Genomic DNA, 16,975 nt, shown 5'->3' on the forward strand with positions numbered 1-16,975 from the left:
TATTAAACGTGTTGCAGGGCTTTTTCCGCCAGCTGGGCAAAATAGCGGGCAGCGGGCTCAATTAATGCTTCGTCCGGGTTAAACGCCGGGTGGTGTAAACCATACGGGCTGTTGCTACCGATGCTGACAAACGCGCCGGGAACAGACTGCAGATAGACCGCAAAATCTTCCCCGCCCATATGCAGCTCTGCGTGCCGGGTTTCGTAGCCCGCCTCACGGGCAACCGAGGTCGCAAAGTCAGCCCAGCGCTCGTCGTTCACCAGCGCGGTGGGTCCGGCATACCAGGTGATGTCGATCTGCGCGCTGAAGGCGCTGGCAAACCCGGCGGCGATTTCGCCCACGCGGGCCTTCACGTTCTGCTGCACCTCCGTGCGGTGGGTGCGCAGCGTGCCCTCCAGCTCCACGCTTTCCGGCAGCACGTTCCAGGTGTTCCCCCCGGCGATGCGCGTTACGCTCAGTACCACCGAATCCAGCGTGTTGACGTTACGGCTGGCGACGCTTTGCAGCGCCGTTATCAGCTGGCTCGCCAGCACAATGGCGTCGTTGCCTTCGTGCGGACGCGCGGCGTGCGCGCCTTTACCGGTAATGCGGATCACGAAGCGATCGACGTTGGCATAAAACGGCCCGCCGCGGGTGGCGAACTCCCCGACCGGCAGGCCGGGCTCGTTGTGCATACCGAAAATCGCGCTCACGTCGCGCAGGGCACCGGCACGCACCATGCTCTTCGCCCCTCCAAAGTTCTCTTCGGCAGGCTGGAACAAAATCCGCACCCGGCCGTGGAGCGAGGTTTCGCGCTCTTTCAGCTTTAACGCGGCGCCGAGGATCACGCTGGTGTGGATATCGTGTCCGCAGGCGTGCATCACGCCTGCACGATGCGAGCTAAACGGCACGCCGCTGCGCTCCTCAATCGGCAGGGCATCAATGTCTGCCCGCAGCGCAATCAGCTTGTTACCGGTTCCGATTTCCACCACCAGCCCGGTCGGCAGATCGTATGGCTGTGGGGGAATACCGGCATTCGTTAGCCACTGGCGCAGGCGAGCGGTGGTCTCCACTTCCTGGCCGGACAGCTCCGGGTTCCGGTGCAGCTCACGACGCCAGGCAATCAGTTGTTCGCCAAAGCTCATACGGTGACCTCCCTGTTAAGACGCACCTCGGCCAGCAGACGCAGCGACGAGATGCGCGTTGCCCCCTCCGCGATCGGCGTGTCGATGATGAATTCGTCAATGCCCCACTGTTCGTGCAGCCCGTTAAGCTGTTCGAGCACCGATTCCGCGGTTCCCGCTAGCAGAGACTGCGCCCTGCGGGCAATGCGCACCGGCTCGCTGCCCGCCTGACGGGCAAACGCGTAGGCCTGTTCTTCGCTTGCCACGGTGACACGCTGTCCGTTTGCCAGCTCAACGCCCCACACTTCGACCTTCTGCGCCAGCGCGTCTGCCTCGGCCTGCGTCGGCGCGACAATCGCCTGCACCGCCACAATCACGTCCCGCGCGCTATTATTCCGCCAGGCGGTGACTACCTCGCGCAGCAGTTCCGGGTCACCGTTCAGATGTGCGGCAAAGACGAAGTGCCAGTCGAGTGAGGCGGCGAGCAGCGCGCTTTCGGTGCTGGCACCCAGCAGAAAGCCCTGGGCAGGGACCGGCGGCAACGGCGTGGCGCGAACGGCCTCTTCCGCCGACTGGTTTTCAGGGCGGATCCAGCGATCAAGCTGCGTCAGCTGTTCGGCAAAGCTGCCTTTTTCCTGGGGATGCAAGCCAGTCTGCAGCGCGCGGGTCGAGAGCGGCAGTCCGCCGGGGGCTTTCCCGACGCCCAGATCCACGCGGCCCGGGGCCAGCGCGGCCAGCACGTTGAAGTTTTCAGCGACTTTATAGGGGCTGTAGTGTTGAAGCATCACGCCGCCGGATCCGACGCGGATGCGCTTTGTCTGCCCGAGGATCCAGGCAATCAGTAGCTCCGGCGAGGGGCTGGCGAGCTGTGGTGTGTTGTGGTGTTCGGCAATCCAGAAGCGGTGATAGCCCAGATTTTCTGCCTGCTGCGCCAGCGCTAACGTCCGCGCCAGCGCATCGGCAGCCGTTTCATTTTCAGCGATGGGGCTTTTATCCAGAATGCTGATTCGCCATGACATGTTGCGTTCTCGTTTGACTTAACATGTCGACATTATTAAAGGCGGATTTCACCACTGAGAAACAATTAATTTACATTTGGTTTGCCGGAAAACAGAAAAGCATAACCTTGCTAACGGTGTGATTTTAGCGATGAAATCAGCGCGTCGGCCTGCGGTCGGGAGGTAATGCGGACAAACTGAATATGGCTGTACTGCGGGTTTTGCATGTCGGCTTCGTAGCGTTTGCGGTTGCTGCGCCACGTTTTAATTGTCCAGATGATGATGGACTCCCGGCTGAAAAATGAGCGGCGGAAGCTTTCGCGGTTTCCGGTGCCGGGCCACAGCTCCTGCCGGTGCCATGCGCGTTTGAATGCGCGCGTGACCGCCTGCCGGAGCGTGCGGGTGAAGCCGCAGTCAACCCACACGACCATATCCACATCACGCCACTTCACAGGGCGCGTCCGGTTGTAGTTACCGTCGAGCACCCAGCCAGGCGTGGCATCCAGCGTATTCGCCAGCGTATCAAGCAGCTCCTCATCGGGCGTTCCCTGCCAGTCGGGCCGCCAGTAAAGCCTGTCCATCTCAATGTAGGGAAGCGCCAGTTCCGCCGCGATGCGTTGGGCAAGCGTACTTTTTCCGCTCCCGCTGGTACCAATAATATTGATTTTCACCGTTCCGCCTGGACATGCTGAAGAAAACGGATCGCATCATAGCGTTTTCGTTTTGTTATCGAAACGCTAAACGGCTATTCGTTTTTATACTGCGCGTCGGTGACTTTCTCCAGCCATTCAACCGGACTACCATTTACCGCTTCGGCGATGGCAATATGGGTCATCGCCGTTTGCGCACATGCGCCGTGCCAGTGCTTGACGCCCGGCGGAATCCACGCGATGTCACCCTGATTCAGCGGCTCCGCCTCTTTGCCCCACTCCTGCAGCCAGCCACGCCCCTGGGTGACAATCAGCGTTTGCCCAAGCGGATGGGTGTGCCAGGCAGTTCGCGCGCCAGGCTCGAAGGTCACCGTAGCTCCGCCTACTTTTGCTGGTTCTGTCGCCTGGAACGGCGCATCAATGCGCACGGTGCCGGTGAACCAGGCTTCTGGCCCCTGGACGGAAGGTAATGAACCGCTACGAATAATTTTCATACTTTACTCCTCGTTGGCTGTTCCGCTAACAGTAGCGCAAAGGTGCCGTGAGCATTAGACTGCATAATCAGAAAGGAACCATGAGCACAATTCATAAATGAGGTAAGCCGCGATGCTAAAAGACAATTTTAACGATTTACTCTCTTTTATGGTTGTCGCCCGCGAGTGCAACTTCACTCGCGCGGCAGCGCAGCTGGGCGTTTCGCAATCGGCGTTAAGCCACGCGATGCGAAATCTTGAAGCGCGTTTGGATGTTCGCCTGCTGACACGCACCACCCGCAGCGTTGCCCCTACCGAGGCCGGCGAACGGCTCTTCATGCGTTTAAGTCCGCATCTGATGGAGATTGAGCAGGAGCTTGCCACGCTGCGGGATACCCGCGACAAACCCGCGGGGAATATCCGTATCACCGCAGGGGAGCATGCGATGAGCGCCGTACTGTGGCCGGTACTGAAAGCCTTTATGATGAAATATCCCGACATTCATGTTGAGGTGACGGTCGATAATGGCCTGACGGATATCGTCGATGGTCGATTCGACGCGGGGGTTCGTCTGGGGGAACAGGTCGCAAAGGATATGATAGCCGTGCGAATCGCACCGGATATGCGCATGGCCGTTGTTGGTTCTGCTAATTATCTCGAGCACCATGGCGCGCCGGAAACACCCGAGCAGCTGGCTGCGCACCGCTGTATCAATATGCGTCTGCCCACGCGCGGGGGGCTATACGCCTGGGAGTTTGAACGCAACGGACACGAGATCCGCGTGCGGGTTGAGGGTCAGCTCACGCTTAACAGTCTGCCGCAGCGCATTGATGCCGCCGAGAACGGGCTGGGGCTGGCTTACGTGCCGGAAGACACCGTCCAGGAGGCTATCGCGCAGGGACGTTTAATTCGGGTACTGGAGGCGTGGTGCCCGGCGTTTGACGGCTATCATCTTTACTACCCAAGCCGCCGCCAGCACACCACGGCCTTCGCCCTACTGGTTGAGGCGCTACGCAAAGGGTAGCTTACTTCCCGAAACACGCCAGAAGATACTGCGGATAGCGGTCACCACCATAACGAATATTCACTCTTTATCAATTACACCCTTCAACTATTAAGCGAACCTGATGATTAAAGCAGCATATGCGTGACAGCTTTGTCTAAAAACTCACCACGATTCAGCGCGTTGTAATCCTTGTCTGCTCTGACCACACGATTTCCTTCGACGTGCATCACTTTCGGCACGGTTATATTTTGCGTCGCTTATGAATTGCAGGTAGGATGCCTCGCCATGTTTCGCCTTATCCATACGCAGAATGACTGGGAAGGCGGCATGTGTTTGCGCAGAAGCAATCGTTTGTATTGTGCTCTGCCAGGCAGGACTAACACGATAATGGTTCAGACAGGCAAACAGGTAACTCAATGAAAACAAGCAATAAAAGCGCAGCCGATCATCATGCTGCTAAACGTCGCTGGTTGAACTCCCACGAAGAGGGCTACCACAAGGCGATGGGCAACCGTCAGGTTCAAATGATCGCCATCGGCGGCGCTATCGGAACGGGTCTGTTTTTAGGTGCTGGCGCACGTCTGCAAATGGCTGGCCCGGCTCTCGCCCTGGTCTATCTGGTGTGCGGGATCTTCTCTTTCTTCATTCTTCGTGCGCTGGGCGAACTGGTACTGCATCGCCCGTCCAGCGGAAGCTTTGTCTCTTACGCCCGCGAATTCCTCGGTGAAAAAGCCGCCTACGTGGCAGGCTGGATGTACTTCGTTAACTGGGCGATGACCGGTATCGTCGACATCACCGCCGTCGCGCTGTATATGCACTACTGGGGCGCGTTCGGTGATGTGCCGCAGTGGGTCTTTGCCCTTGGCGCGCTGGCGATCGTCGGCACCATGAACATGATCGGCGTGAAGTGGTTCGCCGAGATGGAGTTCTGGTTTGCGCTGGTCAAAGTGCTGGCGATTGTGATCTTCCTGGTCGTCGGTACCGTCTTCCTCGGCAGCGGCAAACCGCTGGATGGCAATGCCACCGGCTTCCACCTGATAACCGATAACGGCGGTTTCTTCCCGCACGGTCTGCTGCCCGCGCTGGTGCTGGTTCAGGGCGTCGTGTTTGCCTTTGCTTCTATCGAGCTGGTGGGTACCGCTGCGGGTGAATGTAAAGACCCGCAGACGATGGTGCCAAAAGCGATTAACAGCGTGATCTGGCGTATCGGTCTGTTCTACGTCGGCTCCGTGGTGCTGCTGGTTCTTCTGCTGCCATGGAATGCCTACCAGGCCGGTCAGAGCCCGTTTGTCACCTTCTTCTCTAAGCTCGGCGTGCCTTACGTTGGCAGCATCATGAACATCGTGGTACTTACCGCGGCGCTCTCCAGCCTGAATTCCGGTCTTTACTCTACCGGGCGTATCCTGCGCTCCATGTCAATGGGCGGTTCGGCGCCGAAGTTCATGTCGAAGATGAGCAAGCAGCACGTGCCGTATGCCGGTATTCTGGCTACGCTGGTGGTGTACGTCTTTGGCGTGTTCCTGAACTACCTGGTGCCGTCTCAGGTCTTCGAAATCGTTCTGAACGTGGCCGCACTCGGTATTATCGCCTCCTGGGCCTTTATCGTGGTCTGCCAGATGCGTCTGCGTAAAGCCATTAAAGAAGGCAAAGCCGCTGACGTCAGCTTCAAGCTGCCGGGCGCGCCGGTGACCTCCTGGCTCACCCTGCTCTTCCTGTTCAGCGTGCTGGTGCTGATGGCGTTCGACTACCCGAACGGTACCTACACTATCGCCACCATTCCGCTGCTGGCCGTGCTGCTGATTGCTGGCTGGTTCGGCGTGCGTAAGCGCGTTCACGAAATTCACAGCACCGCGCCGGTTCATCCGGATGATGAAAAACACGACGCGCCGCTGGTGGAAGAGACCTCGCGTTAAGCATCCAATAAGCATTAAAAAGGGAAGGCAAATGCCTTCCCTTTTTTTATATTACAGCGCGATACGAATCACGTCGTCAGGCTGGGTCGCTTCCTGCTGGCGGGTAGATTTCTGCTTCACCGTCACGTACAGGGTTTTGCCATCCGCCGAGAGCGCCAGGCTGTTCGGGTAGACCGGCGTATCGAACGTTTTCGTCACTTTGTAGGTTTTCGCGTCAATCACGCTCACCTTACCGGCTTCACGGTGCGTCACGTAGGCTTCATTGCGGGCCGGGTTAAACAGGACGGCCAGTGATTCAGGCGCGGCGATCTTCTCGATCACGCTGCCGTCTTTCAGGCTCACCGCCAGCACTTCCGGCTGTTTTGAATCGGTCAGGAACGCACGCTGACCGGCGGTGTCCAGGCTCAGGTTCAGGTAGAAGTGCTCTTTACCGTCGTCCTGCACTTTTTTGCGGCTCAGAATTTTGTTGGTGGCGGTATCAATGGTGACCAGCTCGCCGTCAGCATTGGTGGTGTACAGGCGTTTTGCCTTAGCATCCAGCGCCAGACCGGTGCTGTATGTGCCGGTATTAGCAATGGTTTCTTTCAGCTTCAGCGTTGCGCCATCCACGACCCAAATCACGCTCTCTTTACCCACACCGGTGATGTAAATCGTGTTGCTCGCCTCATCCGCCACCAGCTGGCGCGGCTGCAGCGGTTTGACGGTTTCACTGCGCTGGCGGCTATCGAGCACCAGACGCCCTTTCACGTCGCCCGTTTTCGCATCAATCGCCGTCACCGCGCCGTTGATGGTGTTGCCAAACCACAGGGTTTGCGTCGCGCCGTCGAGGGTGGCGCCAAACGGTTTGAGATCGCTATGAATGGCTTGCGTCACGTCCAGCGTCGTCGGGTCAAGACGATAAATAACGCCACCCTTGTCGAGTTTACGGCTTTGTGACGTGGCAACCCACAGCGCGTTCTCCTGCTGGCTGATCGCCATTTCATAGGCACCTTTACCTACCGCTTTACGCAGCATCTCTTCGGCGGCATGCGCCTGGAAGGTTCCGGCAAAGAGTAAAGCGGCAGAGAGCAGAGACGTGCTCAGGCGTGGCGAGCACAGATGGCGTAAAGACATAACAATTCCTTTTTTAACAGTGGGTGTACTACTGACATCGCTTCCGGCTGGCAACGTCATGGCATTGCCGTTCTGATAATGAGAATAGTAATCATTAATAGATTAAATGTGGAGTATTTCTTTCTCTTGCTGCCTTCCATTAACGCAATGTGCGGTTATAGTTTTCAAAACATTTACAAAACCTTTAACATGTATGGACATGTTCCATTTGGTTCGTTTATACACCACAACCGGTTTTACTCATGAAAATCATTTCTGCCCGTAAGGCATCACTCCCGCTGCTGCTGGTTCCCGTTGTTTTTGCGCCTCTTGATGCGATGAGCGCAGAGGAACAGACCATGATCGTCAGCGCCACGCCGCAGACCGTATCAGAGCTTGATACCCCGGCAGCGGTCAGCGTCGTGAATGGCGAGGATATGCGTCATGCCGCGCCGCGCATTAATCTCTCCGAATCGCTTGGCAGCGTTCCGGGACTACAGATTCAGAACCGCCAGAACTATGCCCAGGATCTCCAGCTTTCGATGCGCGGGTTTGGTGCCCGGTCAACGTTTGGCGTGCGCGGCATCCGCATGTACGTCGACGGTATTCCTGCCACCATGCCGGACGGACAGGGCCAGACCTCCAACATCGATCTCTCCAGCATTGACAGCGTTGAGGTGCTGCGCGGCCCCTTCTCCGCCCTGTACGGAAACGCCTCTGGCGGCGTGATTAACATCAACACTCAGACCGGACAGCAGCCGCCGACCATTGAGGCCAGCAGCTATTACGGCAGCTACGGAACATGGCGCTACGGCATGAAAGCCACCGGCGCAATGGGGGACGGGACGCACGCGGGGGATGTGGATTACACCGTATCCACCACCCGTTTCACCACCAAAGGCTACCGCGACCACAGCGGTGCGCGGAAGAACCTCGCTAATGCCAAACTGGGCGTACGCATTGACGACGCGAGCAAGCTGACGCTGATTTTCAACAGCGTGGACATGAAGGCCAACGATCCGGGCGGCCTGAGCTATCAGGAGTGGCAGAATAACCCGCACCAGTCTCCGCGCGGCGATCAGTACAATACGCGCAAGACCATCAAACAAACCCAGGCCGGACTGCGCTATGACCGCCAGCTCAGCGCGCAGGACGATCTCAGCGTGATGATGTACGCCGGCGAGCGTGAAATGACGCAGTACCAGTCGATCCCTTATCAGCCGCAGCTGAGGCCTTCTCACTCCGGCGGCGTGATTGATATGCAGCGTCATTATCAGGGCGTTGATACTCGCTGGACGCACCGCGGCGAACTGCTAGTGCCGGTCACCTTCACCACCGGTCTGAACTATGAAAACATGAGTGAAGACCGCCGCGGGTACGAGAACTTCGTGATGAACAACGGCGTGCCGGACTACGGCGTCAAGGGTGATAAACGCCGGAACGAACGTAACCTGATGTGGAACGTTGACCCTTATCTGCAAACCAGCTGGCAGCTGACGCAGAAACTGTCCGTCGATGCGGGCGTGCGTTACAGCTCGGTCTGGTTTGATTCTAACGACCATTACGTTACGCCGGGAAACGGCGACGACAGCGGTGACGCGAGCTATCACAAGTGGCTCCCGGCGGGCTCCGTGAAGTATGCGGTGACGGACGCGTGGAACATTTACGCTGCCGCAGGACGTGGCTTCGAAACGCCAACCATCAACGAGCTCTCTTATCGCGCCGATAACCAGGGCGGCCTGAATATTGGCCTGCAGCCCTCCACGAACAACACGTATGAAGTGGGGAGTAAAACCCGCGTGGGCAACGGCCTGCTGACGGCAGCGCTGTTCCGCACCGATACGGATGACGAGATCGTGGTGGATGCCAGCTCTGGCGGCCGTACCAGCTATAAAAATGCCGGAAAGACCCGCCGTCAGGGTGTGGAAGTTTCTCTCGATCAGCAGTTTGCGGAGAACTGGAAGCTGAAAATGGCGTGGACCTATCTTGATGCCACCTACCGGACCAACGTCTGCGGCGACGCGGACTGTAACGGCAACCGTATGCCGGGCATCGCCCGCAATATGGGCTATGCGTCGTTTGGCTGGCAGCCTGAAGAAGGCTGGTACGCGGGCTCGGACGTGCGCTATATGAGCGATATCATGGCCGACGACGAAAACACGGCGAAAGCGCCATCGTACACGGTGGTTGGGCTGAATACCGGCTACAAATTCAACTACGGCAACTGGGGAATGGATCTCTTTGGCCGCGTTGATAACCTTTTCGACAAAGAGTATGTCGGCTCAGTGATTGTCAACGAATCCAACGGGCGCTATTACGAGCCAGCACCAGGCCGTAACTACGGCGTGGGGCTGTCGGTCTCTTATCGTTTCGAGTAAGAAAACAGTAAAGTTTATTTTATAAATGAAATAACCCCTGATGGCTTATTGCCATCGGGTGTTATTCATCAGATAAATAATTGGATGACGTATATAGTCGCTCTGTTAAATAATCTCTCAGTTAAAATATTGTCGCTGTAAAAGCGTATTCGCGTCATCAATCAACTTATCAATCGCCTTCTGGCTGGCGTCAACATCCCGGCGTTCCAGGGCAGAAAGCAGTTCATCATAGTGATAGGTCGTCTCTTTAATGTCGTTAAGCTCCTGGTGCAGATAGTTAATGCAAGGGCCGATGCGCACCCAAAGCTGTTCAATTAACGCATTCAGCGTGGGCATTTCCGCGTACTGATAAAGCGTAAAACGGAAGACGCGATTCGCATGCAATGCCTGCTGGACGTTGCCGTTGCGCATGGCGTCATGAAACGCATCTGACAATTTGCGCAACGTCTCCAGTTTGCTATCAGACATATTCTGACAGGCCGCAGCAACCGCCATGGGCTCAAGCTGCTTGCGGATGGCGTTAATCTCGTTATAGCGCTCCAGCGTGACTTCTGGCACCAGAAATGCCTGGGCTGGTGTGGCCTGTAACGCCCCTGCCGACACCAGGCGCAACAGCGCCTCGCGAACGGGGGTAATGCTGGTTCCTAATTTATCGGCGATCTCTTTCGTAATCAGTCGCGCGCCAGGTTTGAGTGAGCCTGTAATTAACGCTCCCTTCAAACTCAGTTCAACTTGCATGGTAAGACTGATCCTTTGCGCTTTTTCTAAATGATCCAAATCAAGCATGTTCAATTCCTGTAGCTAAAACTTAATGCTATTTTTAAACGTCAGTTTAAATAAAACGACGCTGGTCCGATATATCCTGTATCGTCATGCCTGGTGGTGGGAAGTACGTAAAAACAGCAAAAAATGCAAAATGATTTTTTTATCAGTTTCGGGCGCATCCGGGATGATGGCGCGAAAAGCTATGTCCATTTATTAAAGACAATATATCGTATCTTCACAAATAAATATGACGGGAAACCCCGTCATATTGCTGTTTATTTATTGTCAGGCGCGACGCGAATCACGACTTTGCCGAAGTTTCGTCCTTCCAGCAGGCCAATCAGCGCCTCGGGGGCGTTCTCCAGCCCGTCGGTGACCTGTTCACGGTAGTGGATTTTGCCCTCCTGCACCCAGCGCCCCATCTCTTCCTGGAACTCATGAATGCGATGGCCGTAGTCCTGGGCAATGATAAAGCCCTGCATCCGGATGCGTTTCTTCAGAATGGTACCCATCAGAAGCGGTAAACGATCTGGTCCGTCAGGCAGCCCCGTTGCATTGTAGCCGCTCACCAGGCCACAAACCGGCACGCGCGCAGAGGTGTTCAGCAGCGGCAGAACGGCGTCAAACACTTTCCCGCCGACGTTTTCATAGTAGACATCAATGCCTTTCGGACAGGCGCGTTTCAGCTGCTCAGCGAAATCCGCCGCGTGGTGATCCAGACACACGTCAAACCCGAGAACCTCAACGGCGTGGCGGCATTTTTCTGCCCCACCGGCTACCCCGACCACGCGGCAGCCTTTGATTTTACCGATCTGCCCGACTGTTGCCCCAACCGGGCCCGTCGCTGCAGCGACCACCAGCGTTTCACCCGCTTTCGGTTGTCCGATATCCAGCAGCCCCATGTAGGCGGTAAAGCCCGGCATCCCAAGAATGCCCAGCGCCCAGGAGGGATGGGAAGGATTATCGCCCAGTTTAACCAGGCCGCTGCCGTCCGAAAGCGCGTACTCCTGCCAGCCGCTGTAGCTCAGCACCCATTCACCCGCTTTATAGTCGGGATGGTTTGACTCTTCGACGCGGCTAACCGTTCCCCCTACCATCACCGCACCAATTTCAACCGGCGGTGAATAAGATGGCGCATCGCTCATGCGGCCTCGCATGTAAGGATCCAGCGACAGCCAGACGGTACGAAGCAGCAGCTGCCCCGCCTGAGGTGCCGGAACAGGCTGTTCTTCCAGACGAAAATTCTCCGCCACCGGCGCGCCCTGTGGACGAGAGGCCAGCACCCAGCGGCGGTTTTGCGAAACAGAGTGATTCATCGGGTTCTCCTTCTGGTACAAATGTCATTACAGCCTGGCTCACGATCGGCATTATCGCCTTAACATTACGAGCCAGACTGGTTAAGCCGTACAACCAGATAGATACAGGTTTCGTTCGTTTCGTTGATGAAACGGCAGTCGTTTGGCGGCCCCAGCTCCAGACAATCTCCGGCTTTCATCTCATGGCGGGTATCGCCCTCCTGAAAGACCAGCTCGCCGGACTGCAGCCAGATCAGCTGCCGCGCCAGCGCGTAGGACGATGCCGGCATCGGGACGTCGCTCCCCGCTGGCAGCTCAATCTGAACGAGGTCGATAGGCAGATCGGTACGGGGAGATACGTGGCGACGAAGATAGTGGGTTTGTGGATCGCGCCAGACGGGCTGGTTCGCCAGACGCAGGAGTTTTCCCTCTTGCATCTCGGCTCTGGCAATCAGGGTCGACATGCTGATCCCAAACGCGCCTGACAGGCGGGCAAGCAAAGTTGCTGTCGGGCTGCTGTCGCCGCGCTCTATTTTGTGGATCATGGCGCGTGAAACGCCAGCCCGCTCCGCCAGTTCGCTCAGAGACCAGCCGCGTGATTCGCGCTCAAGGCGAATTCTGGCGCTAATACGCTGATTCATTGTGTCTGTTATTGTATTCATGACGTAATACTATAGTGTATGAATGGCTTTTCAATGGGGTTCTGATAACAAAAAATTAGGGCTTATAACGTAGCGTACATGCGATACACTTGTGTAATATCGTAGCAGTAACGTAATACTATAGTGAACAACTCGCTGAGGTTTAATCATGATCGTTCGTCATGCCTGCAAAGAAGACTGCGCTGCAATTGGAGAGATATACAACCACGCGGTGCTGCATACTGCCGCGATCTGGAACGATAAGACCGTCGATACCGATAACCGAATCGCCTGGTTTGAGGCGCGCACGCTCGCGGGTTACCCGGTTCTGGTGTGTGAGGAAGACGGTACGATCACCGGGTACGCCTCTTTCGGTGACTGGCGGGCCTTCGACGGTTTCCGTCATACGGTCGAACATTCGGTCTACGTTCACCCCGATCACCAGGGCAAGGGCATTGGCCGCAGGTTAATGAACGCGCTGATCAACGAAGCCCGCGCTATTGGCAAACACGTGATGGTCGCCGGTATTGAAGCGCAAAATCAGGCCTCCATTCACCTCCACGAAACGCTCGGGTTCGTGACCACCGGCCAAATGCCGCAGGTGGGAACCAAGTTTGGCCGCTGGCTGGACTTAACCTTTATGCAGCTGCAGCTGGACGAGCGCAGCGACCCGGACGCAATCCCATGAACCAGTCGCTGACGCTGGCGTTCCTGGTGGCGGCGGGGATCGGTCTGGTGGTGCAAAACACCTTAATGGTGCGCATCACCCAGTCCTCCTCCACCATTCTTATCGCAATGCTGCTGAACTCCCTGGTTGGCATTGTGCTGTTTGTCAGCATTCTGCTGCTGAAACAGGGCTTCGCCGGGTTCAGTGAACTGGCCGCAACGGTGCGCTGGTGGACGCTGATCCCGGGGCTGCTGGGGTCGTTTTTTGTGTTTGCCAGCATCAGCGGGTATCAGCACGTTGGCGCAGCAACGACCATCGCCGTACTGGTGGCAAGCCAGCTGATTGGCGGGCTGGTCCTTGACGTGCTGAGAAGCAACGGCATTCCTCTGCGCGCCCTGATCGGCCCGGTATGCGGCGCGGTCATGCTGGTCGTCGGAGCCTGGCTGGTGGCGCGACGTCAGTTTTGATTACAGTATGGTGCCGCCCTTGGTCAGCTGTTCCTGGCGCGCGTCCATCTCCTCTTTGTGCTGCTTACCGTGGTGCGAAATCGCGGTACGCAGACGCTGCTGTTGGGCGTAACGGTCTTCACGGCTGAGATCGGCATCATCGCTCAGTTCAATCAGCAGTTCGTTCATGTGGGCGATGACGCTCTCTTCAATGGCAGCATCCACGCGGGCGATAACTTCGTTTAAATGTGACATTGTCACTCCTTGTGAATTGCCGGGTGGCGGCTTCGCCTTACCCGGCAATAAATGCTTAGTTCAACTTCGTTTTAGAGAAATCGCTGCCCATCAGGCTTACGCTGTATCCGGTCACGTTGCTGCGGGTCGCGTAGAACGTTTTGCCGTTTGCCAGCGCGATCCACGGTGCCTGCTGGTAGAAAATCTCCTGCGCCTGGCCGTACAGTTTCGCACGCTCGGCAGGGTTGCTGGTCAGCTTCGCTTTTTGCACCAGAGCATCATAACCCTTATCGCACCAGCGCGCGGCGTTTGACCCGGTTTTAATGCTGTTGCAGCCCAGCAGCACATCGGCGAAGTTGTCCGGGTCGCCGTTATCGGACATCCAGCCAAACAGCGCCGAGTCGTGCTCGCCTTTGCGCATCCCGGAGAGGTATTCGCCCCACTCATAAGAGACAATTTTGGCCTTCACGCCCACTTTCGCCCAGTCGCTCTGGATCATCTCCGCGATACGACGTGAGTTAGGGTTATATGGACGCTGAACCGGCATTGACCACAGTGTGACCTCGGCGCCCTTCTCCAGCCCGGCCTGCTTCAGCAGCGCTTTTGCTTTTTCAGGATCGTAGCTGTAGTCCTGCAGATCTTTATTAAAGCCCAGCATATTTGGCGGGATCGGCGATTTTGCCACCGTACCGGAGCCCATAAAGACCGCATTGACGATAGCCTTCTTGTCGGTCGCGTAGTTCAGCGCCTGCCGCACCAGCACGTTATCAAACGGCTTTTTCTCAGTGTTAAACGCCAGATAGCCGACGTTCAGCGCATCGACCGAGTGCAGCGTCAGGTCTTTGTTCTTTTTAATCACGTCAAACTGGACCGGAGACGGCGCAGGGATAATCTGACACTCGTTGGTCTGCAGCTTGGCCAGACGGGTTTCCACGTTTGGCGTGATGGAGAAGATAAGATGTTTGGTCGGCACCTCGCCATCCCAGTAGTTCGGGTTAGCGACGTAGCGGATCAGGGAATCCACCTTGTATTGCTGGAGCACATAAGGCCCGGTACCGATCGGCCAGGTATCCACGTTCTCCGGTGTGCCTTTTTTCAGCATCGCATCGGCGTATTCGGCGGAGAGGATCGAGGCGAAATCCATTCCCCAGTCAGCCAGGAACGCGGCGTTTGGTTCACTCAGGGTGAACTGGACGTGGTAATCATCAACCTTTTTAACGTCCTGAATCAGCTTGTCGAGCCCGACGTCATTAAAGTATTCATAGTTGCCCTGCGAGACATTGTGGTAGGGATGCTTAGGGTCTTTCTGACGCATCACCGAGAAAATAACGTCATCGGCGTTAAAGTCGCGGGTTGGCTTGAAGTATTTATTGCTGTTGAACTTCACCCCTTTACGCAGGGTAAACGTATAGGTCTTTCCATCCGGCGAAATCGTCCAGGATTCCGCCAGTGACGGTACCGGGGTGTTTTTCACCGGGTCGAAATTGATCAGGCGGTTGTACAGCACCTGTGAGCTGGCCACAAATGACGGGCCGGAGCTGGCAATTTGCGGGTTGAACGACTCGGGGGATGCCTCCGAGCAGTAAATAAGGGTGTCGTTGTTTGCCGCCCATGCGGCACCGGCTGGTAAAAGAGCGCTCAGCGCAAGGGCGAGCAGCGTTTTCCCTGTAGACATGGTTATAACCCTTTCGGTTTTATTATAGTGGACAGTAATAACAGCACAGCCGTTATGACCTGGCAAATAACGAAACACTATCAGGTTATTCTAAAGCCGCTTTTTTTGCTGGTTTTGCCGCCAGTGCAGAAAAAGGCGATTTGCCTTAAGGCCCGTTATTCGTCAAGCACAACCGTCACGATCTATGCCGCAAGAAATCGGCGCTTTTAGCGTCTCTTCCTCCGTTTGTTTGCTTCATCGTTTGGTTAAAGTAACGGTGTGAAGAAGTATATGGGATCAAATCGTGGCAAAAACTCTTTTACGCAGCGGTAATCTGGATGATTTTCAGGCCGTTGGCGGCGGCGGACAGGCCGTTTTTGAATCAGCGTTACAAATCCGGGAAGCGCTCCGGTTGCGCAAACAGCAGGCCATTGTCGACTGTCTGGCTATTCCTCAGGTCAACGACAGCGGCGACCGCGTAGACTGGTATTCTCCGGTGGAGGGAAGCGTCACCAGCTGGAAGGCAGCCAGTGAAGACGACCGCTATCGCGCCCTGCGCTACCTAGAAAGTACGCTTGCCAGCGTTGAGTCATTAAGCAAAAAATGCCTCCAGTCGCCCAAAACGGCACAACAGCTTTTCGGATCTCTGCTGTCGAAGGCGTTTCAGTTTCCCGGCGAGAATTTTGTTTATCTGATCGATGGAAAGCCGATCCTCTGCTTCTGGGGCTTTGTAAACCTGAATGAAAACGCACGAGACGATGTGCTCGACTGTTTGCGTGACTCGCTGATCCCTGAGCCTGCCCCGGTTATCATTGAAGAGCCCGAGCCCGAGCCCGAGCCCGAGCCTGAGCCCGAACCGGCCATCACCTTTGAAAAAGCAGACGAGCCGCTGATTGCGCCCGTCGCCGCCGTGCGTATTACGCCGGAAGAACTGTATGAGCCGGAGCCCGCGCCGGTTGTTGCGCAACCTACTCAGGAGCCAGCGCCTGTTGCCGCCACGAAAAAGCGTCGCGTTCCCTTGTGGACCCTGCCGGTTGCCGCCGTGATTGTGGCAGCCGTTGCCGCGCCGCTGCTGTGGCCAAAACAGGCCCCTTCGGCAGAGCCTGCTCCGGCACCGGTTCCTGAGCCCGTGGCTATCGCACCAAAACCGATCAAAGCGGTGGAGCCGCTGGCCATGAATTTACCGCTGCACCAGGCTGAGGTCGTGGCGAGCAAAGAAAAAGAACCCGCGCCTGCACCTGAAGCCGCGCCGGTGGTGATTGTCGCGATCCCGAAAGATGCCATGGTGATGGAAGCCAGTCAGGTTAAAGCCGGTTCAACGCGCTTCCTCAACGGCACCTGGCGCGCCATCCTGGACGTGAAAGATCCGATAACCGGCAAACCGCCGTCAATGCGCTATCAAATCCAGAACAATAAAGGCTTCGCCCGCGTCGTGCACGGCGACAACATCGTCTGCCGCGCCGAGATCTTCTCCGGGCTGCACAGCAATGGCGAATTGATGATTAAAAGTCGCGGTCATGCCCGCTGCACCGACGGTTCCCGCTACCCGATGCCGGAAGTCGCCTGTAAAGCCGGGGCCAGCGATATCGCAGAATGTCGCGCTCGCTATGATGCCAACACCGTCGTTCCACTGACGTTCAAGAAAGCAGGTGCCTGATCC

The 16,975-nt window shown here is 56.6% G+C and carries 16 protein-coding genes; 6 read left to right on the forward strand and 10 right to left on the reverse strand.

Annotated features, from left to right (window positions below; genetic code table 11):
- Window positions 1-2: 2 nt before the first annotated feature.
- The 4 genes from D5066_RS08880 to D5066_RS08895 form a co-directional block, all read right to left on the reverse strand.
- Window positions 3-1,124, reverse strand: coding sequence for an amidohydrolase (locus D5066_RS08880; RefSeq protein ID WP_119915716.1), 1,122 nt, complete (start codon window positions 1,122-1,124; stop codon window positions 3-5).
- Window positions 1,121-2,122: an LLM class flavin-dependent oxidoreductase gene (locus D5066_RS08885; RefSeq protein WP_119915717.1), complete on the reverse strand. Its 1,002-nt coding sequence runs from the start codon at window positions 2,120-2,122 to the stop codon at window positions 1,121-1,123. Before D5066_RS08885 ends, D5066_RS08880 begins: the two co-directional genes overlap by 4 nt.
- Before the next feature lie 110 nt (window positions 2,123-2,232).
- The gene (locus tag D5066_RS08890) at window positions 2,233-2,772 is read right to left on the reverse strand and encodes a P-loop NTPase family protein (RefSeq protein WP_119915718.1); all 540 of its coding nucleotides are present in this window, start codon (window positions 2,770-2,772) and stop codon (window positions 2,233-2,235) included.
- 74 nt (window positions 2,773-2,846) lie between these two features.
- On the reverse strand, window positions 2,847-3,245 hold the full coding sequence (locus D5066_RS08895; protein ID WP_080329227.1) for a (R)-mandelonitrile lyase: 399 nt from the start codon (window positions 3,243-3,245) through the stop codon (window positions 2,847-2,849).
- Window positions 3,246-3,357: 112 nt separating this feature from the next.
- On the opposite strand from D5066_RS08895, the gene D5066_RS08900 reads away from it, so the two are divergent.
- Both D5066_RS08900 and ansP read left to right on the forward strand, forming a co-directional pair.
- A complete protein-coding gene (locus D5066_RS08900; RefSeq protein WP_080329228.1) occupies window positions 3,358-4,248 on the forward strand; it encodes a LysR family transcriptional regulator in 891 nt (296 codons plus the stop codon).
- A 398-nt stretch (window positions 4,249-4,646) separates the two neighbouring features.
- Window positions 4,647-6,143 carry an L-asparagine permease gene (ansP, locus tag D5066_RS08905; protein WP_014883943.1) on the forward strand — a complete coding sequence of 499 codons (1,497 nt, stop codon included), beginning with the start codon at window positions 4,647-4,649 and terminating at the stop codon, window positions 6,141-6,143.
- A 51-nt stretch (window positions 6,144-6,194) separates the two neighbouring features.
- Here the strand turns inward: ansP and yncE are convergent, their stop codons facing one another.
- Entirely contained in the window at window positions 6,195-7,256 is a 1,062-nt protein-coding gene (gene yncE, locus D5066_RS08910) for a 7-bladed beta-propeller protein YncE (RefSeq protein WP_119915719.1), read from the reverse strand.
- Window positions 7,257-7,498: 242 nt separating this feature from the next.
- On the opposite strand from yncE, the gene pqqU reads away from it, so the two are divergent.
- Complete coding sequence (gene pqqU / locus D5066_RS08915) at window positions 7,499-9,613, forward strand: TonB-dependent receptor PqqU (protein ID WP_119915720.1); 2,115 nt, start codon at window positions 7,499-7,501, stop codon at window positions 9,611-9,613.
- Window positions 9,614-9,730: 117 nt separating this feature from the next.
- Here the strand turns inward: pqqU and D5066_RS08920 are convergent, their stop codons facing one another.
- From D5066_RS08920 to D5066_RS08930, 3 genes are all read right to left on the reverse strand, one after another.
- A complete protein-coding gene (locus D5066_RS08920) occupies window positions 9,731-10,399 on the reverse strand; it encodes a GntR family transcriptional regulator (RefSeq protein ID WP_119915721.1) in 669 nt (222 codons plus the stop codon).
- A 254-nt stretch (window positions 10,400-10,653) separates the two neighbouring features.
- Window positions 10,654-11,694: an NADPH-dependent curcumin/dihydrocurcumin reductase gene (curA, locus tag D5066_RS08925; protein WP_119915722.1), complete on the reverse strand. Its 1,041-nt coding sequence runs from the start codon at window positions 11,692-11,694 to the stop codon at window positions 10,654-10,656.
- Window positions 11,695-11,759: 65 nt separating this feature from the next.
- Window positions 11,760-12,335 (reverse strand): helix-turn-helix domain-containing protein, encoded by a 576-nt coding sequence (locus D5066_RS08930; protein WP_080329233.1) that lies wholly within the window; start codon window positions 12,333-12,335, stop codon window positions 11,760-11,762.
- Between the two features lie 148 nt (window positions 12,336-12,483).
- Here D5066_RS08930 and D5066_RS08935 point away from each other — a divergent pair, with 148 nt between their 5' ends.
- Both D5066_RS08935 and D5066_RS08940 read left to right on the forward strand, forming a co-directional pair.
- Window positions 12,484-13,002 (forward strand): GNAT family N-acetyltransferase, encoded by a 519-nt coding sequence (locus D5066_RS08935; RefSeq protein ID WP_080329234.1) that lies wholly within the window; start codon window positions 12,484-12,486, stop codon window positions 13,000-13,002.
- Entirely contained in the window at window positions 12,999-13,448 is a 450-nt protein-coding gene (locus tag D5066_RS08940; RefSeq protein ID WP_080329235.1) for a DMT family transporter, read from the forward strand. Before D5066_RS08935 ends, D5066_RS08940 begins: the two co-directional genes overlap by 4 nt.
- Here the strand turns inward: D5066_RS08940 and D5066_RS08945 are convergent, their stop codons facing one another.
- Together D5066_RS08945 and D5066_RS08950 are read right to left on the reverse strand one after the other, a co-directional pair.
- A complete protein-coding gene (locus D5066_RS08945) occupies window positions 13,449-13,682 on the reverse strand; it encodes a YdcY family protein (protein WP_080329236.1) in 234 nt (77 codons plus the stop codon).
- 55 nt (window positions 13,683-13,737) lie between these two features.
- Window positions 13,738-15,336: an ABC transporter substrate-binding protein gene (locus D5066_RS08950; protein WP_119915723.1), complete on the reverse strand. Its 1,599-nt coding sequence runs from the start codon at window positions 15,334-15,336 to the stop codon at window positions 13,738-13,740.
- 283 nt (window positions 15,337-15,619) lie between these two features.
- Between D5066_RS08950 and D5066_RS08955 the strand changes: the two genes are divergently transcribed.
- A complete protein-coding gene (locus D5066_RS08955; RefSeq protein ID WP_119915724.1) occupies window positions 15,620-16,972 on the forward strand; it encodes an SrfA family protein in 1,353 nt (450 codons plus the stop codon).
- Window positions 16,973-16,975 lie beyond the last annotated feature (3 nt).

The organism is Enterobacter chuandaensis (genome assembly GCF_003594915.1).
Classification (GTDB): domain Bacteria; phylum Pseudomonadota; class Gammaproteobacteria; order Enterobacterales; family Enterobacteriaceae; genus Enterobacter; species Enterobacter chuandaensis.

Bases quoted from the DNA above. Each gene is read 5' to 3' on its own strand.
- D5066_RS08930 (WP_080329233.1), bottom strand. From the start codon at position 12,335: ATGAATACAATAACAGACACAATGAATCAGCGTATTAGCGCCAGAATT.
- D5066_RS08920 (WP_119915721.1), bottom strand. From the start codon at position 10,399: ATGCTTGATTTGGATCATTTAGAAAAAGCGCAAAGGATCAGTCTTACC.
- pqqU (WP_119915720.1), top strand. From the start codon at position 7,499: ATGAAAATCATTTCTGCCCGTAAGGCATCACTCCCGCTGCTGCTGGTT.
- D5066_RS08895 (WP_080329227.1), bottom strand. From the start codon at position 3,245: ATGAAAATTATTCGTAGCGGTTCATTACCTTCCGTCCAGGGGCCAGAA.
- D5066_RS08880 (WP_119915716.1), bottom strand. From the start codon at position 1,124: ATGAGCTTTGGCGAACAACTGATTGCCTGGCGTCGTGAGCTGCACCGG.
- D5066_RS08885 (WP_119915717.1), bottom strand. From the start codon at position 2,122: ATGTCATGGCGAATCAGCATTCTGGATAAAAGCCCCATCGCTGAAAAT.
- curA (WP_119915722.1), bottom strand. From the start codon at position 11,694: ATGAATCACTCTGTTTCGCAAAACCGCCGCTGGGTGCTGGCCTCTCGT.
- D5066_RS08940 (WP_080329235.1), top strand. From the start codon at position 12,999: ATGAACCAGTCGCTGACGCTGGCGTTCCTGGTGGCGGCGGGGATCGGT.
- D5066_RS08935 (WP_080329234.1), top strand. From the start codon at position 12,484: ATGATCGTTCGTCATGCCTGCAAAGAAGACTGCGCTGCAATTGGAGAG.
- D5066_RS08950 (WP_119915723.1), bottom strand. From the start codon at position 15,336: ATGTCTACAGGGAAAACGCTGCTCGCCCTTGCGCTGAGCGCTCTTTTA.
- D5066_RS08945 (WP_080329236.1), bottom strand. From the start codon at position 13,682: ATGTCACATTTAAACGAAGTTATCGCCCGCGTGGATGCTGCCATTGAA.
- yncE (WP_119915719.1), bottom strand. From the start codon at position 7,256: ATGTCTTTACGCCATCTGTGCTCGCCACGCCTGAGCACGTCTCTGCTC.
- D5066_RS08900 (WP_080329228.1), top strand. From the start codon at position 3,358: ATGCTAAAAGACAATTTTAACGATTTACTCTCTTTTATGGTTGTCGCC.
- ansP (WP_014883943.1), top strand. From the start codon at position 4,647: ATGAAAACAAGCAATAAAAGCGCAGCCGATCATCATGCTGCTAAACGT.